Origin of the sequence: Dickeya aquatica, from assembly GCF_900095885.1 — a bacterium.
In the GTDB taxonomy this organism is placed as follows: domain Bacteria; phylum Pseudomonadota; class Gammaproteobacteria; order Enterobacterales; family Enterobacteriaceae; genus Dickeya; species Dickeya aquatica.
Map to the genome: position 1 here is coordinate 4,310,579 of NZ_LT615367.1, position 15,083 is coordinate 4,325,661.

At 54.0% G+C, this 15,083-nt stretch carries 13 protein-coding genes; 9 read left to right on the top strand and 4 right to left on the bottom strand.

Features of this window, described 5'->3' with window-relative positions; translation table 11 throughout:
- Positions 1–95: 95 nt before the first annotated feature.
- Positions 96–866 carry a triose-phosphate isomerase gene (tpiA, locus tag DAQ1742_RS19540; protein WP_035339056.1) on the top strand — a complete coding sequence of 257 codons (771 nt, stop codon included), beginning with the start codon at positions 96–98 and terminating at the stop codon, positions 864–866.
- Positions 867–945: 79 nt separating this feature from the next.
- On the opposite strand, the gene DAQ1742_RS19545 is transcribed toward tpiA, so the two are convergent.
- The 3 genes from DAQ1742_RS19545 to DAQ1742_RS19555 form a co-directional block, all read right to left on the bottom strand.
- Positions 946–1,629, bottom strand: a complete 684-nt coding sequence (locus DAQ1742_RS19545; protein WP_035339054.1) for a hypothetical protein — start codon at positions 1,627–1,629, stop codon at positions 946–948.
- A gap of 200 nt (positions 1,630–1,829) precedes the next feature.
- Entirely contained in the window at positions 1,830–2,075 is a 246-nt protein-coding gene (gene bhsA / locus DAQ1742_RS19550; protein WP_035339052.1) for a multiple stress resistance protein BhsA, read from the bottom strand.
- A gap of 262 nt (positions 2,076–2,337) precedes the next feature.
- Complete coding sequence (locus DAQ1742_RS19555) at positions 2,338–4,995, bottom strand: class I SAM-dependent methyltransferase (RefSeq protein WP_232046563.1); 2,658 nt, start codon at positions 4,993–4,995, stop codon at positions 2,338–2,340.
- A 472-nt stretch (positions 4,996–5,467) separates the two neighbouring features.
- On the opposite strand from DAQ1742_RS19555, the gene DAQ1742_RS19560 reads away from it, so the two are divergent.
- Positions 5,468–6,106, top strand: coding sequence for an acyl-homoserine-lactone synthase (locus DAQ1742_RS19560; protein ID WP_035339051.1), 639 nt, complete (start codon positions 5,468–5,470; stop codon positions 6,104–6,106).
- Here DAQ1742_RS19560 and DAQ1742_RS19565 read toward each other — a convergent pair.
- On the bottom strand, positions 6,072–6,824 hold the full coding sequence (locus tag DAQ1742_RS19565; RefSeq protein ID WP_035339049.1) for a helix-turn-helix transcriptional regulator: 753 nt from the start codon (positions 6,822–6,824) through the stop codon (positions 6,072–6,074). The two genes, DAQ1742_RS19560 and DAQ1742_RS19565, sit on opposite strands and share 35 nt — an antisense overlap.
- A 713-nt stretch (positions 6,825–7,537) precedes the next feature.
- On the opposite strand from DAQ1742_RS19565, the gene DAQ1742_RS19570 reads away from it, so the two are divergent.
- From DAQ1742_RS19570 to DAQ1742_RS19600, 7 genes are read left to right on the top strand one after another with little or no spacing between them, the layout of a single operon-like run.
- A complete protein-coding gene (locus DAQ1742_RS19570) occupies positions 7,538–7,849 on the top strand; it encodes a hypothetical protein (RefSeq protein ID WP_035339048.1) in 312 nt (103 codons plus the stop codon).
- A complete protein-coding gene (locus DAQ1742_RS19575) occupies positions 7,842–9,161 on the top strand; it encodes a type III PLP-dependent enzyme (protein ID WP_035339046.1) in 1,320 nt (439 codons plus the stop codon). Before DAQ1742_RS19570 ends, DAQ1742_RS19575 begins: the two co-directional genes overlap by 8 nt.
- Positions 9,158–10,102, top strand: coding sequence for a hypothetical protein (locus DAQ1742_RS19580; RefSeq protein WP_035339044.1), 945 nt, complete (start codon positions 9,158–9,160; stop codon positions 10,100–10,102). The genes DAQ1742_RS19575 and DAQ1742_RS19580 overlap by 4 nt, the downstream gene beginning before the upstream one ends.
- A 9-nt stretch (positions 10,103–10,111) precedes the next feature.
- The gene (locus DAQ1742_RS19585; protein ID WP_051123976.1) at positions 10,112–11,677 is read left to right on the top strand and encodes a class I adenylate-forming enzyme family protein; all 1,566 of its coding nucleotides are present in this window, start codon (positions 10,112–10,114) and stop codon (positions 11,675–11,677) included.
- 13 nt (positions 11,678–11,690) lie between these two features.
- On the top strand, positions 11,691–12,008 hold the full coding sequence (locus DAQ1742_RS19590; protein ID WP_051123975.1) for an acyl carrier protein: 318 nt from the start codon (positions 11,691–11,693) through the stop codon (positions 12,006–12,008).
- Positions 11,996–13,555 (top strand): AMP-binding protein, encoded by a 1,560-nt coding sequence (locus tag DAQ1742_RS19595; RefSeq protein ID WP_035339039.1) that lies wholly within the window; start codon positions 11,996–11,998, stop codon positions 13,553–13,555. The genes DAQ1742_RS19590 and DAQ1742_RS19595 overlap by 13 nt, the downstream gene beginning before the upstream one ends.
- On the top strand, positions 13,536–15,050 hold the full coding sequence (locus DAQ1742_RS19600) for an AMP-binding protein (RefSeq protein ID WP_035339037.1): 1,515 nt from the start codon (positions 13,536–13,538) through the stop codon (positions 15,048–15,050). Before DAQ1742_RS19595 ends, DAQ1742_RS19600 begins: the two co-directional genes overlap by 20 nt.
- Positions 15,051–15,083: the final 33 nt, after the last annotated feature.

Genomic DNA, 15,083 nt, shown 5'->3' on the forward strand with positions numbered 1-15,083 from the left:
AACTCTATACTATCGGCAGTTCGATACACTCGTCAGACTGGCTGCCTGACGCAGCCATGAATTGATTAACTGGCTATATGCCTGGAGGAAACAAGATGCGACATCCCTTAGTCATGGGCAACTGGAAGCTGAACGGCAGCACCAGCCTGGTTCACGAACTGATAGCCGGCTTGCGCAGCGAGCTGAGCGCAGTCACCGGTTGTGGCGTAGCCATTGCGCCGCCAGCCCTTTATCTGGATCAGGCCAAACATCTGCTGGCAGGCAGCCGTATTGCACTGGGTGCCCAGAATGTGGACGTCAACCTCGCTGGCGCATTCACCGGTGAAACCTCCGCCGCGATGCTCAAAGACCTCGGTGCCAAATACATCATCATCGGCCACTCCGAACGCCGCACTTATCATCACGAAAGTGATGAATTCATCGCAAAAAAATTCGCGGTGCTGAAAGAAACCGGCCTGATCCCGGTATTGTGTATTGGTGAAACCGAAGCGGAAAACGAAGCGGGCCAGACCGAAGCCGTCTGTGCGCGTCAGTTGGACGCAGTGCTGAACACACTGGGTGCGAAAGCGTTCGACAACGCGGTCATTGCCTACGAACCGGTATGGGCTATCGGCACCGGTAAGTCCGCTACTCCGGCGCAGGCGCAGGCGGTTCACAAATTCATTCGTGACCACATTGCCCGGCAGGATGCAGCCGTGGCTGAACAAGTCATCATTCAGTACGGCGGTTCCGTCAACGCATCTAACGCGGCAGAGCTGTTCACCCAGCCGGATATCGACGGCGCACTGGTTGGCGGCGCGTCACTGAAAGCAGATGCGTTCGCGGTCATCGTGAAAGCAGCAGCACAAGCCAAAGGGCTGGAATAATCCCTTTCAGGTGACAGATATTCAGCGGCCCCGGACTGGGGCCGTTTTTATTGCTATTGCGTGACTCGCCCCTTCGCGGCTATTTTTGCAAACGATACACGCCACTAAAGCTGACGTTCATCCCGCCGCACTCATTATTGTCTGCAACAACTAACTGACCGTTGATAAGCCGCATTGCCCCTGCGCATTTAAATTCCTCATTCGGTTTCCCCCATTCCAGCCGGTTTCCTGTTGGCTGCGCGGTCTCGGCAAGGCTCCCCAAATGCACATTCTCTTCACCGGATGGAGACACGCCGCCATGCCAATACGCGCGGCCTTTTATGCGCAGTGCCCCGTTCTTTCCCTGTGTCAGGGTAATGTTGTTCTCACCATTGCGCCATGTACCAAGCCAGTCATTGAACACAGGGGGTTTCGTCGGTTGTTTTTCAATGAGTCTGGACTGCAACCAGCCGACAAACACGCTCTTCTTGCCCTGAAACCCGACGCACGACCAGCCGTTTTGCTCCTGTGCAACCAGCACGTTGTCACCTTCTATCAGATAGGCTTTTTGCTGGCATTGCGCCTGATTCGCCGGGCACCCTTTATCCGTATCATCATCATAGAAATAGGCTTTATTACCCTCAGACGCGTTAATTTTGCCGCTGGCATACTGCCCAGGGTAATGGGGGAAATGACCATCTCGGCACATCTCCATTTCATAATCACGCTCTGCCAGGCAGGGCAATGACGTCAGTAACACTAAACCGGCCATTATGGTTTTCACGACATCTCTTCCTTAATGAATACAACACATACCATGCATGATACCGATTCCTGTCGCCTGACCAGAACTCACGGAACAGAAATAAAAAAACCGGGCAACGCCCGGTTAAAACACAAGAATCAGACACAACAGACACAAAGGGAGGAAAGTCAATCAGGCCAGGGAGGAGAGGGAGGGAGACTCCCTGACCGGGTTACAACTTATTTAAACAGCACTGCATTACCGTGCAGGGTATCGTCGCCCTGCACTGCGGTTATCTGAAAAGATTTAGCACCCGCGGCATCAGCTTTTGCAGCCAGTTTCGCTTGCAGGCTGTCCAGCGTGCTGGCAGTGGCAGAAACACTGCCGATTTCCTGGCCCTGCGGATACTGAACTTCGGTCGCCGCAAAAGAACCCGCAGACAGTGTGCTCAGTACGATGGTGGCAAAAAGAGTTTTCATGTTCATGGTGGTTTCCTTCATTTTAAATTTTCGTTTGGGGTGTTCGTAAATGACAAGTCAATTATCACCATAGTAACTATATCCCATTTCACAAAAAGTGCGATCCATATCACACTCTTATGCACTTAAAATGAAAACACCGTTTTTTCATATGGTTAGTGAAGAAAATTTTCATGCCTGACTGAAATCATGCGCCGCTGGCATGGTGGGCTGGCGGCGACAGGCTCAGCGCAAGATAACGCTTACCCCGAGAGGGCATCATCCCGCCTCAGGGATGGCTCCACATGGAAGGGTAGCTTTCTCCCTTATCATTCACTGCCACCACGCGATAGTAGTCGCCGCCGGAAGGGGCAGTCACGTTATCACTGTAGGCATTGGTCGTCACGGTCGCGATGGTCTGATAATTCCCCGCCTCGCTGCCGGAGCGCTGGACAGCGTAACGTGTCGCGCCAGAGGCGGCCGACCACGATAACGTTGTCACCCCAGCGCTGGTTTGTGCTTTGAGATAGAGCGGGGTCGCCGGTACCGGTGCCGCATCACGGGTACTCTCCAGATACAACACCACACTGCTGCGTGGCGCAACGGTGATGGTGCCGGACTGCGTGCGCTGTGATACCAAATCCTGTGCAGCATTAAAGCCAGCCGGTGTTTTTAGCGGATAACTGTTGCGGGTACTGGTGTTAATCCCCATCAGGTAGTGGCCAAAGCGTAAGGCATAGAAATCCGCCTTACCCCGAAAAGGGTCGCTACCGGAGGCATCCGACGGCGTAGCGCCCAGTGGCAGGATCTCTCCGGCATACGCATTGTTGGGCGCATTGGGCGGCACATACTGATTCTGTTCTGGCTTATCTATCATATTGGCGCGGGTATAACTGGTGGTCGCGCGAAAAAGCGGCGTCGTTTCCAGCACGCCGTACTGATCATACCCCGGCGTACTAAAGTGAAAACGCGCCAGAGCATTGATACCCGTACCCGCCTTGGCCTGCCAGTAAGCGCTTAACCACAGGCGCTCATCACCTTTCTTCAAGGCAACGATGGCATTGTCTTCATCCGTCCAGGCAAAATCAGGCTGGCCGTCAGTCATCGGCAAACGTGCACCACTGTCGCTGGCCGTTTTAATGGTTTGGTAATCAGCAAACACATCCAGCGCTTCAAATGCCGACTCCGCCCCGCTCAGGCTGGCAAAAAACTGCCCATCTTCAAGCATTTGTTTGGCATAACCGATGAGCGTGGCATCTTGACTGGCCGCAGCAACCCGCAACCCTTTCGCCCGTTCATTGGTATTGAGCGAGTCAACATAGGCAATATAACCGGCAAAATTACCGTCACTTTCATGCGCACCGCGCCAGGCCAGCAAGCCTATCGCCTCCATTGCCCGATAATTATTGCCATTCACAACATCGATAGCCGGGCGGCGAAACGGTGCCCGCGCCTTTGCCATTTTCACCATTTGCTGGCAAAAATCATCGCTACCGGTCACGCGAACATATTCCGCCAGATAGGACTGCAATTCGCCATAACCCGCACCGACATATCCCCATTCACGGGTTTGGCCCTTATCCGTCACCTGATAATAGGCATTGCCGTAAGGAAGGCGTCCGCCACCATCCGTCAGGTCATTTCCCGTCCAGGGCAGCAGGCCCACCGCCTCTCTGATGTAACGTTGTGCTGTTTTTTCAGCGAACGCCCGGCTGTCGTTTAACACCAGCAGGCCTTTATTGGCAAAGTAGATACTGTTGCTGGCAATCATTGACTGATTGGTTAGCGTGCGCCTGTCCTGAAGGCGGCCAAATTCACGACTGGCAAACAGCATATCCGCCCAGGCGGTGCGTCGGGTTTTCGTGCCGCCGCTGCCATAGCTGACCGACGCGTTGAGGATAGCCGGTGTCAGTACATCACGCAGGTAATAGATAGCCTGCCCTTGCACGCCAAAGCTACCCCCCCAGCCTTTTACCGTGTTGTTGTCAGCGTAGTATTGCGTTGCGTAAGCATCCAGCCCGGCAACAACCTGGCTTATCACCGCTGGGTTTTGTTCACTTTTCAGCCCGGCCACCGAATAGGCACGGGCAAGATAGCGCAGGTCACTCCCTGAAAGATTGGCCGTTGTCGGCGTGCTGGCAAGCAGGCTGGTAATGCGATTATTGATGGCGTTACGAAATGAACCGTTAACACCTAAAATCTCCTCCCCCGGTGAAATGCGTGCCGCAACAGAAGGCTCACGGCCCTGAGGCTCCGTCGAGACATCCAGAAAGGGATCAACATGCGTATAAGCACGGTAAACCCCGCGACTGGGTGTATTCATGGCGTACTGATAGGGGTTGGCCGCATCAGGCCCTCCGGCTCCGAACGGATAGAGCCGACCGGTAGAAACGATTTTCAGGGTTATCGTACTGCGGCCTTTGGTCATCGTATAAGGCAGCAACGTGGTGGAGTAAAAGAAGCGTCCCGGCAAAGGTTTATGCCAGTGAGCCACACTCAGCGGCATGTAGTCACCCTCATGTCGGTAGCCCACCTGATACTCGACGCCCTCCTTTACCACGTACAGGTAAAGCCGGCCTATGGCGGAATTAACATCGTCATCCCCCCACAGTTTGACAGACACATAGTTGCGCCGCTGAGGATCCACCTTCATGGTAAACGTCAAACTACCGCCATACATTCCTGCCGGACTCAGAGGCAGTAACTGGCGAGCAGGCTCTGCCAATCCTCCGGTCAGTGTCTGACTGCTGGCGTCAGTAAGGCTGTGGTCTTTCTCTGATGCGCTATCACCAAAGCGGATCTGGTCAATCGTTCCGGCAGGCAGTGCGGCGGTCTGGTTGGTTTGTGCCGCCAGCGCCGGGCTGGCAAGTATCGTGGCCGATAACATCGATGCGGCCAGCATGGCCGCATGCCAGTACATACGGTACATCACGCTCTTTTTTTGCATGTTTCAGTCCTTTTGTTGTGAGCCATCATCCTTGCGTCGTATTCAATGACAAGGACAGCAGATAATTACCAATCTAATATTTTTATTTATTATGATAACGAAACTTTATTTCCAACATCATGCACACATCGGCACCACCAGTTTACGGGTACTCAACATCGGCTATCGCCGCATATCATGCCGATAACAACCGTCTTGCTCATCAGGTAGAAAACATCCTGCCATTACTGAAATAATAACGTTATTTATGAGTGCTGGATCACAGAACATCAGTAGCCCGATTCAATAAAAAATGGCTTACCAGAGCGAACCTTAAGGTACATATGGAAATAATATGTCAACTAATAAAGCAAAAAGTTTCTTAAATAGATAAAAATAATCACTCTGGAAAAGTAAGTGATAAAAACGTTACCATATATCCCATCAAACAAGCTTCCGTGCGAAAAGACATAAAAGTGATAACAGGGGACAAATGTTAGAAATATTTGATGTGAGTTTTAGCTTAATGTCAAATAACAAGCTAGACGAGGTGTTTACGCTACGTAAGGAGACATTTAAAGATAGGCTAGACTGGCGTGTTAACTGTATTAATGGCATGGAATTTGATGAATATGACAATGAGAATACGACCTATCTTTTAGGTGTCAAAGAGGGGAAAGTCGTTTGCAGTGTCAGATTTATTGAAATGAAATACCCTAACATGATTACCGGCACGTTCTATTCTTACTTTAACACGCTCGCCCTTCCCGAAGGGAACTATATTGAATCCAGTCGCTTCTTTGTCGATCGCGACCGGGTAAGACATCTTATCGGCACACGTAATCCTGCCTGCCTGACGTTGTTCCTTGCCATGATCAATTACGCCAGGAAATACCATTATGACGGTATACTGACAATTGTCAGTCACCCAATGCTCACCTTATTAAAACGGTCCGGCTGGCAAATTTCTGTTATAGAGCAAGGATTATCAGAAAAGCAGGAGCGCATTTACCTGCTGCTGCTGCCTGCCGATGACGAGAGCCGTCTCGCCTTGATTGAACGCATTACGCAAATGACAGCCGTGGAAACCGAGCGGCTTACGACTTTGCCTTTGTTGGTTCCACTGGCTTGATAAGATTCATCTCAACGCCAAGCCTGATTGCATGCTTGGCATTTAACACACCCAGTTTTTTAACGACATTACCAATATGAAATTTTACCGTACTGGTGGTAATCCCGAGAATCAGCGAAATTTCCTGATACGTTTTCCCCATGCTAGCCCAGTATAGAATTTCATTTTCACGCTGGGAGAAGAGATCCACCTCCTGAGACTTATGGTGATGCTTATTACGATTCATCTCTCTGTAAAGAGAGGTGATTTTTTCGTGAGCAGAAATAAGCAGCATTTGCAGCTTATCTTTATTATTATGAATAATATCTTCCATTTCCTGAATGCGATTTTCTTCAATCATAATTGACAGTGCAGCAAGGTTATTACTCGGATCGTGCAAGACAAACGTATAGCCACTGACAATGTCATACTCTCTTGAGAGATTAAATATCTTTGCAAACTTTAGCTTTGAACTGATCACCGGCTCATCGTCCCAGGAGAATGGCGAGATTTTATTGATAGCCGTTAAAATGACCGGGTCAATATGTTGATAATTATTGTCCCTGTATATCTCAACCCACTCTGGTGGATAATTAGAGATAATCACCACGTCAGTAGGTTTCTTCTTATTCATGATCAAATAGGCGTACTTGAGATCGCCATAGCGCTTTAACTTTCTGTTAAGATAGCTCTGTATTGTGCTATTGATGAAGTCAACGTTAGAGAATGATATAGACATCTAACTCTCCTAAAACCGAGTACGCAGTTCAAACTGACCATAACGGCACGAAAGTATAGTATCAACCTATACCTAAGTCTAACTATCTTTCCGGATTCAAAATCTTTAGAATTTTCAAAAAATAATATCAAGCACCAAAATAAAAAATCCGCTCTTTCTTAAAGAACGGAAAGCCAAATTGGCTTACACCAGGGAATATCTGTTAGTTTTTTTGTTGCGTGCCAAATAAATTTCAGATTGCAGGACGTCAGTTATCGAACCACTGGTGACGGCATAGTCAAAGTATGCCGCCATAAGGTGATAAGGCTAGCTGACATACCTGCAACAGCGAAGCACGCGAAATTAATTATTGTTAACCCTTCTCTCTCTTACCGCCATCTCGTGGTTGATAAGAGAGAGAAAGGTCGTTTTTTTCTCTATTGTCCTCTTCATTCCCTTCTTCATTTTTCCCTGCACTTTCTTTTCCACACTCGTCTATTGCCTATAACGGTATTTTTATCTCTTACAACCGTCTCATCTGCAATACCTGGCGAAGAATGGCCGTGTGGTAAACATCAACGGTGAAAATACACGATATTGCAGCCATCAGAAGATACTATGCCTGCTTTATACCATTGCGGTGACGTATGTCATCGCGTGCAATCTCAAACAAAACGCCAGCCTGCCGCAAGTTTTATACTTCCCCGGAGAAACACTGAATAAAGGGGAATGGAATGGAGCATGCGCTGGTCACTCATCATGATGATGAAACCTTACACACCCTGCTGCGTGATAAACTGGTCGCGATTGGCATTGATAACGGGCGAATTAAAGCCATTTTTGAAGGTTCTACCCTGTTTGGCGCAGAAGGACTGCTCGACTCTATTAACATCGTCAGCCTGATTGCAGTCTTAAGCGACCACTGCGAGGCGGCCTATGGCCTGCGTGGCGATCTGTTCAATCTGGCCGATGATCGGGTGTTCGATGCATTCCAGGATCTGGCCAGCCTGACCCGTTTTCTGCGTGAGCGGCTCCATCATGGCTGATCCGGTTCATGTACCGGTTTTAGCCGATGGCTATCTGGAAGGGGTTGCCATTGCGCAGATAGCTCGTCGCATCGCAACCCCCTTTTATGCCTACAGCGCCCGCCAGCTACGCCAGCAGCTCACGCAACTCTGGCAATACCTGCCGCGCGAAACCGCCATTTATTACTCGCTGAAAGCCAACCCCACGCTCTCCATCGTCAAAACACTGGTCGGGCAGGGAGCCGGATGCGAGGTGTGCTCCCCCGCCGAGCTGGAAACCGCCCTGGCGGCAGGCGTTTTGCCACAGCACATTCTCTATGTCGGCCCGGGGAAATCGTTGGACGCGCTGACGCGGGCCATTGATTGCGGCATTCGCGCCATTGTCGTGGAATCCGTCACCGAACTGGACAACATCAACCATCTGGCCGCGCAAGCGCATACCGTACAACCGGTGGCATTACGCATTAATCCTGATTTTAGCAGCGAACATGCCCGGCTGGTGATGAGTGGTAAACCAACGCAATTCGGCATGACGCAGGAAACCGTCGAAACGGTGCTCGATAGTCTGCACCGCTGGCCAAACATCCACCTTTGCGGCTTTCACGTCTATTTGGGCACCCGGATCCTGCATGCTCAGGCTATTGCTGACAATACACGCAATATTTTGCAACTGGCGCTGACACTGCGCGATCGCTACCGCCTGACGCTGGATTTTGTCGATGTGGGTGGCGGGTTCGGCGTGCCCTATTACCCGAAAGAAACACCGCTGGATTTGCCAGCGCTGGGCGAAGCAATGGCTCCGGTCATGGCAGCATTCCGCCAGCAGGCTCCCGCCACACAAATCGTCATCGAACTGGGGCGCTATCTGGTCGCGCAGGCGGGTATCTTCGTCACCCGGGTCAACACGTTAAAAACTGCGGGTGGTAAAACCTTTGCAGTGTGTGACGGCGGGGCTAACTGCCACAGTGCCGCCGCCGGGCTTAACAGCCTGCGGCGTAAAAACTTTCCGCTGCTGCGTCTTGGTGATAATCACGGGCGGCCCGTTCAGACTTACCAAATCAGCGGGCCGCTGTGCACCCCTACCGATTTGCTGGGCGATAACGTGCCGCTCCCGATGCTCGAGGTGAACGACCTTATCGGTATTACCCATTCGGGTGCCTATGGTCTGACGGCCTCACCAGGTGCGTTTTTAAGTTTTGGCGCACCGGCAGAGGTGATGGTCGATGGCACACACCTGACGCTTATCCGCCAGCCGGAAACCACCGCGCAGTTACTGGCACGCCAGCAACCGGTCTCGCTCGACGCACCGCTTCCCGACAAGGAGCCATCATGACGTTGTGCTTTCAGCCCGATGAGGTGGTATGGCGTACTTTTCGCGATGAAGAGACAAACCTGCTGGCTCCACACGCAAATGCGGAGCTGATGGCCGACTATTTACAGGCGTTTTTCCACTCCCACCACGACACACGTCAACCCGAACCAGACACGTTGCTGCGCTGGCTGAACAGCGAACCACACCGTTTTAGCGCCATGGCGCTGGCTCTCTTGCCCGAGCTTCAGGCGCGTCGGCCCGTGATATCAAGCCAGCTTGATATGGTGGTGCTGGCGCACTGGACACCAGACAGCGAACTGGGCTGCGCAGTGACCAATGCGTTGATCCACGCCTGCGATGCGCCGCAGGCATTTGGCTTTTCGGTGTCTGACCGGGCGCAGGCAGCCCCGTTGTTTGCGCTCCATACCATCAACGAATATCTGGGCCATGAGGCCAAAGCGACGCCACCAACGGCGCTGCTGATGATTGCCGATCAGGCACGCGCGCCCTACACCAGTGACGCACTGGCCGCGCTGGCACCGCAAAACACCGGCTGCCTGATTCGGCTGGAAGCGCGCCCCCCGGAGCAGGCGAGCGGGCTGGTGTTTGAAGGTTATTACCGCCAGCCCTATGAGGCCGGCGGCCCGACGGCCAGCACGCTGGCCTCACTACTTGAGCAGATAACCCCGTCCCCCTTATCCGGCGCGGATGACTGGCCGCTCACGCTGGTCGCCAGCCCGTCGCTGCTGGCCGCGGTTACGGGCGCAGACGAAAGCGTGCCAACGCTTGCCCTGCCCGAGGCGCTGCTGTGCGCCGCTCCGTTCGTCAGCCTGAAACAACAGGCCCGGCCGGGCGGCCGTTATCTGCTGGTGGTGCCGGAAATACGCCACCTCACGGCGTGTATTTTACGCTATCAACCTGACGGTGACAGGCAGCCTGACTGCCTTCCCCCTCTCGGATAAGGATGCATCATGACAAACGTTACCCACCTGACCGTCTGGCTTGACCGGGCCGCGAAAGAGGCCGCCAACAAGACCGCGATTATCGACCCGGAGCGTGAAATCAGTTGGTTCATGCTACGTCTGCAAGCCCGCCAACTGGCAGATTACCTCGGCGCGCAGGGGGTAGAAAAAGGCGATCGGGTCATCGTCTACATGCCCAATTCGTTGACGTTCGCACTCTATTTCTGGGCATTGCAGTATCTGGGCGCGATTTTTATTCCACTCAGCCCGGAAACCAAGGCTGACAAACTGAGCTGGCTGGTGGATAACGCAGGCTGCCGCCTGCTGATCGCGGATGCCACGCTTGGCGATGAAATCACCAAGGCCCAAGCCTGCGAGCACTGGCAGCATTACAACCGCCAGACGCGGGTCTGCGTCAGCCAGGAAATTGCCGCCACACTCGTCTGCGAACCCTACCGCATTTGCGAACACCAACAGCCCGGCGGTATTGACCTTGATTTAGCCTGCATTCTTTACACCTCCGGCTCCACGGGCCAGCCCAAAGGGGTGATGCTCAGCCGCCGCAATATGATAACCGCCGCCAGTTCCGTGTCAGGCTACCTGCAACTGCGTGACGATGACCGTATCATGCTGATGATCCCCATGAGCTTCGACTACGGCTTGTATCAGATGATCATGGCTGCCGTGGTGCAATGCACCCTGATAATCGAGCCTGATTTCCGCCGCCCGTTGCTGTCGCTGCAACGTATGGTGGCGCTGCGGGCCACCGTGCTGCCGATTGTGCCAACCATGCTGCGCCTGATTACGCCACTGGCATCGCGCTATAATTTCTCCACCCTTCGCACCGTCACCAATACCGCCGCTGCCCTGCACCCGGCAGACATCGCACAGTTGCAACAGCACTTCCCGCAGGCGCGCATTTATTCGATGTACGGGTTGACCGAGTGCCACCGCTGTACCTATTTGCCACCGGAATACCTCGACAGCCACCCGCAAAGTGTCGGCATTGCCATCCCGAATACCGAACTGTGGGTGGTGGATGACAACGGCAAGCGCCACACCCGCAATGCTACCGGCGAGCTGGTGATCCGTGGGGCCACCGTGATGTGCGGCTACTGGCGCAATGAAGAAAAAAGCCGTGAGAAGCTGCGCCCCGGCCTGCTGCCGGGTGAGCAGGTGTTATACACCGGCGATATCTGTCGGCTGGATGAAAACGGGTTGCTCTATTTCATTGGCCGACGCGATGACATGCTGAAAAGCTGCGGCGAAAAAGTCTCACCCAAAGAGGTGGAAACGGTACTCAGCCGCCACCCGCAGGTGGCTCAGGTGGCCGTTATCGGTGTACCGCATCCGGTCTACGGTGACGAAATCGTCGCCTGCATCGTGCCACAGGGCGAACTGAATGAAAAAGCGCTAACCGGCTGGTGCAAAAGCCAGATGGAGTCGCACATGGTGCCACACCGTATCTGCCTGATGGCGCAATTCCCGCTTAATCCCAACGGCAAGGTTCACCGTACCCTGCTGCAAGAACAACTGGTTGCGGGCCGCACAGCGGCGCAACGCAGCCCGGCCTGATGGAGCCCTATTTATGTCAGCAAAATCACCTGAAACCAGCACCAGTGTGCTGCCCGATAACGCGGCAAGCTATTACCCTTATATCGTGAAAGCTATCGGCATGGTGCTGGAAACCGATGATCTGTCGGAGCTGCATCCGCATACCGATCTGGAGCGGGACCTGGGGTTTGAGAGCGGCATCTTCATTGAGCTGATGATGTACCTTGAAGAGATGATAACCGGGTTATCGATTGACCCGGTGATGCTGGACACCCAGCACATCACCACCATCGACTCGCTTGACCGCTTCATCCACGCACAACGGGAGCACGACCTATCTTGTGCACAGTAGCCGCATGGCAGTATCTGGTTTCGCTGTTTGCGCGCTTTGATGGCGTGCAGAGCGCTGCGGCGTATAGCGTGAACGGCGATCTCCGCTACCACCAGCTCTACCACAGCGCCCTGACGCTGGCTGCGCAACTCCAGGCCCACCATCAGGCAAGCGGACACCCACAGCCCGCGCCAGTGCTGCTGTATGGTCACAAACACCCGGCAAGTCTGGCAGGGTGGTGGGCCTGCCTGCTCACCGGCCACCCGGTGGTGCCGGTAGAAAACGACAATACCGCTGAACGGCTGCGCTTTATCGCCGACGGTATTCAGGCCGGCCTGCTGTTAAACGCCAGCGAGCACGCTGCACCTGAGTGTGGCTTGCCGGTTATCCTCGCCACGGTACTCAGTGAAGCGAGGATGCCGGATACCGACACTCCCCAGACGCTCGCCGCACTCTGCCAGCACATGGAGCACGCCTTTGGCCATAAAAAGGTGAGCGGCATTGCCTATATCATGTTCTCTTCCGGCACCACTGGCGCGCCCAAAGGGATCCAGGTCAGCTACCCGAATCTGGCCCATTTTGTGCGCTGGGCCGTTGAACACTTTGCCGACCCCGGCCCGGTCAGTGGCAATATTCGCTACTGTTTTGACGTCAGCCAATACGAGCTGTGGCTCGCCTGGTATTACCGCCAGCCGCTGTGCGTACTGGATTACCGGGATGTCATCAACACCCGCAAAATGATCGCCCGTCACGCCGATGCCGGAACCCAAACCTGGGTCAGCACGCCGTCACTAACACGTAACTACCTGCGTGATAAATCGTTTTGCCAGCAAAACCTGCCCGCGCTTAACCAATTTATTTTTTGCGGCGAAGTGCTGAGCAAAGAGTTGGTGCAGGCATTGCAGCACGCGTTTCCCGGCTGCCGCCTCGTTAATACCTATGGCCCGACCGAGTGTACCGTGGCAGTCAGCGCCTGTGACATCACGCCGTCAATGCTGGAGCACGACGCACCACTACCGCTCGGCACAGCCCGGCCTGGCGTCACATTGCGTATCGAGGGCGAAGCCGCACGCGGTGAAATCATCATTACCGGTGATGCCGTCAGCGCAGGCTATCTCAATGCCAGCCCGGCACAACAGGCGCGCTTTTTTACCGATGCCAGCGGCGTGCGCGGTTATCGCACCGGTGATATCGGATCGCTGCGCGATGGCCTGCTCTATTTTCATGGCCGGGAAGACAGCGAGCTGAAAATTCAGGGTTATCGCGTCGTTATCAGCGATATTGAAAATGCGCTGCGCGCGCATCCGCTGGTGCAGGATGCCATCGTCACCCCCTGGCTGCTGCGCGGTGTTGCTCAGGGACTACAGGCATTCGTGCTCGCTGACCAGCCTGATATTTTCCCGCAATTAGCCGACTACCTGCGCCGCTATTTCCCGGTCTATATGGTGCCGAAATTCTGGTATCCGGTAGAGGAGGCAGCGCTTAACCACAACAGTAAGCTCGATCGCCTGCGCGTGACAGAGCAGGCAATCGACAAGGGCAAACGCTATGTTTTCGTCAGTTCTTGACCCGATACAAACGCACATCCGCCAGCAACCACAGCAACTGGCCATCATCAACGACAGCGGCAGCTACAGCTTTGCCACGCTGGGTTTGCGCATTGAGGCCATTCGTCAGGTGCTGCGCGCGCATAAGCCGCACTGCGTGCTGATTTACGGCCACAAGCAGCTTGATGCCGCCGCTGCCATGCTGGCCTGTGCGTTTGAAGCGATGACGTTTACCTTTGCCGATATCGCCAACCCCGCCGAACGTATCGGGCGGATAGCCAGCGTCACACAGGCTGACTTGATACTACTGACATGTTTGCCGCCAGAGGGCAGCGCATTTCCGGCACTCCCCACACAGATGACCGATGCGCTGGCAGAGCGTGCGCCATTACGCCCCGCGCAGGCGGCTGAACCATCAACCCTGTTGTATGTACTGACCACATCCGGCACAACCGGTGAGCCCAAAGGTGTGAAAATCAGCCGTGGCAACTATGAAGCACTGGCGCGCTGGGCATTACCATTACTCCACCCTGAACCTCGGGGCGCGCACGTCAACCATGCCTGCCTGTCATTCGATTTGGGGATAATGGATGTGTTTCTGACGCTGGCTGCGGGTAAAACCCTCATCATGCTCGACCACCGCAATAACATTCGCCCGCGTAAGAACCTGTCACTGCTGGCTTCGCCCGCAATACAGGTGGAGAGTTGGTTTTCCACGCCGGGTTTTCTTGAATTAATGTGTGCAGATGCGCAATTTAGCCAGCACTCACTGCCTAACCTGAAAAAGATTGCCATTGGCGGCGAGGCGCTGCTGCCTGCATTGGCCACGACACTACACGAACGTTTCCCTCAGGCAGAGATTCTGCATTGCTATGGCCCGACAGAAGCCGCCTGTATGACACATGCCGCCCCGATAGGTCTGGATAATCTACCTGCCTCACCGCCGCTCTCATTAGGATGCGCTTGTGGCGACAACCAATTGGGCATCATTGACGCGCAACAGCACCCCGTCCCCTCTGGCACCGTGGGTGAAATTGTGCTGTATGGCCCGCAAATCAGTCCCGGTTATTTGCCAGAAACCGACCCGCGTAATGCGCTATTTGGTGATGGCCCTGCCGGGCGCTATTACCGTACCGGCGATCAGGGGTATCTCGACAGTCAGGGTCAGCTCTTCGTGAAAGGCCGTGATGACGGGCAGATAAAATGGCTGGGAAATCGCATAGAAACCGGTGATATTGAAGCCGTTACCCGCCAGTTAGACGCGGTACAACAAGCGGTGGTGCTCACAGAAAAAAACACCACCACCATCAAAGACCTGATTTTGTGTCTACACCTCGCGCCGGACACCGCCGAGCGGCGTGCCAGCCTGCGCCATGAACTGGCACAGCGTTTACCCGCCTATATGGTGCCACGCATCATTCATTTTACCGGCCCGTTTCCATTGACGCTGCATGGCAAAACCGACCGGGTGGCGTTAATGCGCCAGTATCAGGCCGAGGTGGCGGCAATCGATTAAAGACAGCGCGATAACGGTAAAAATCGCGTGACG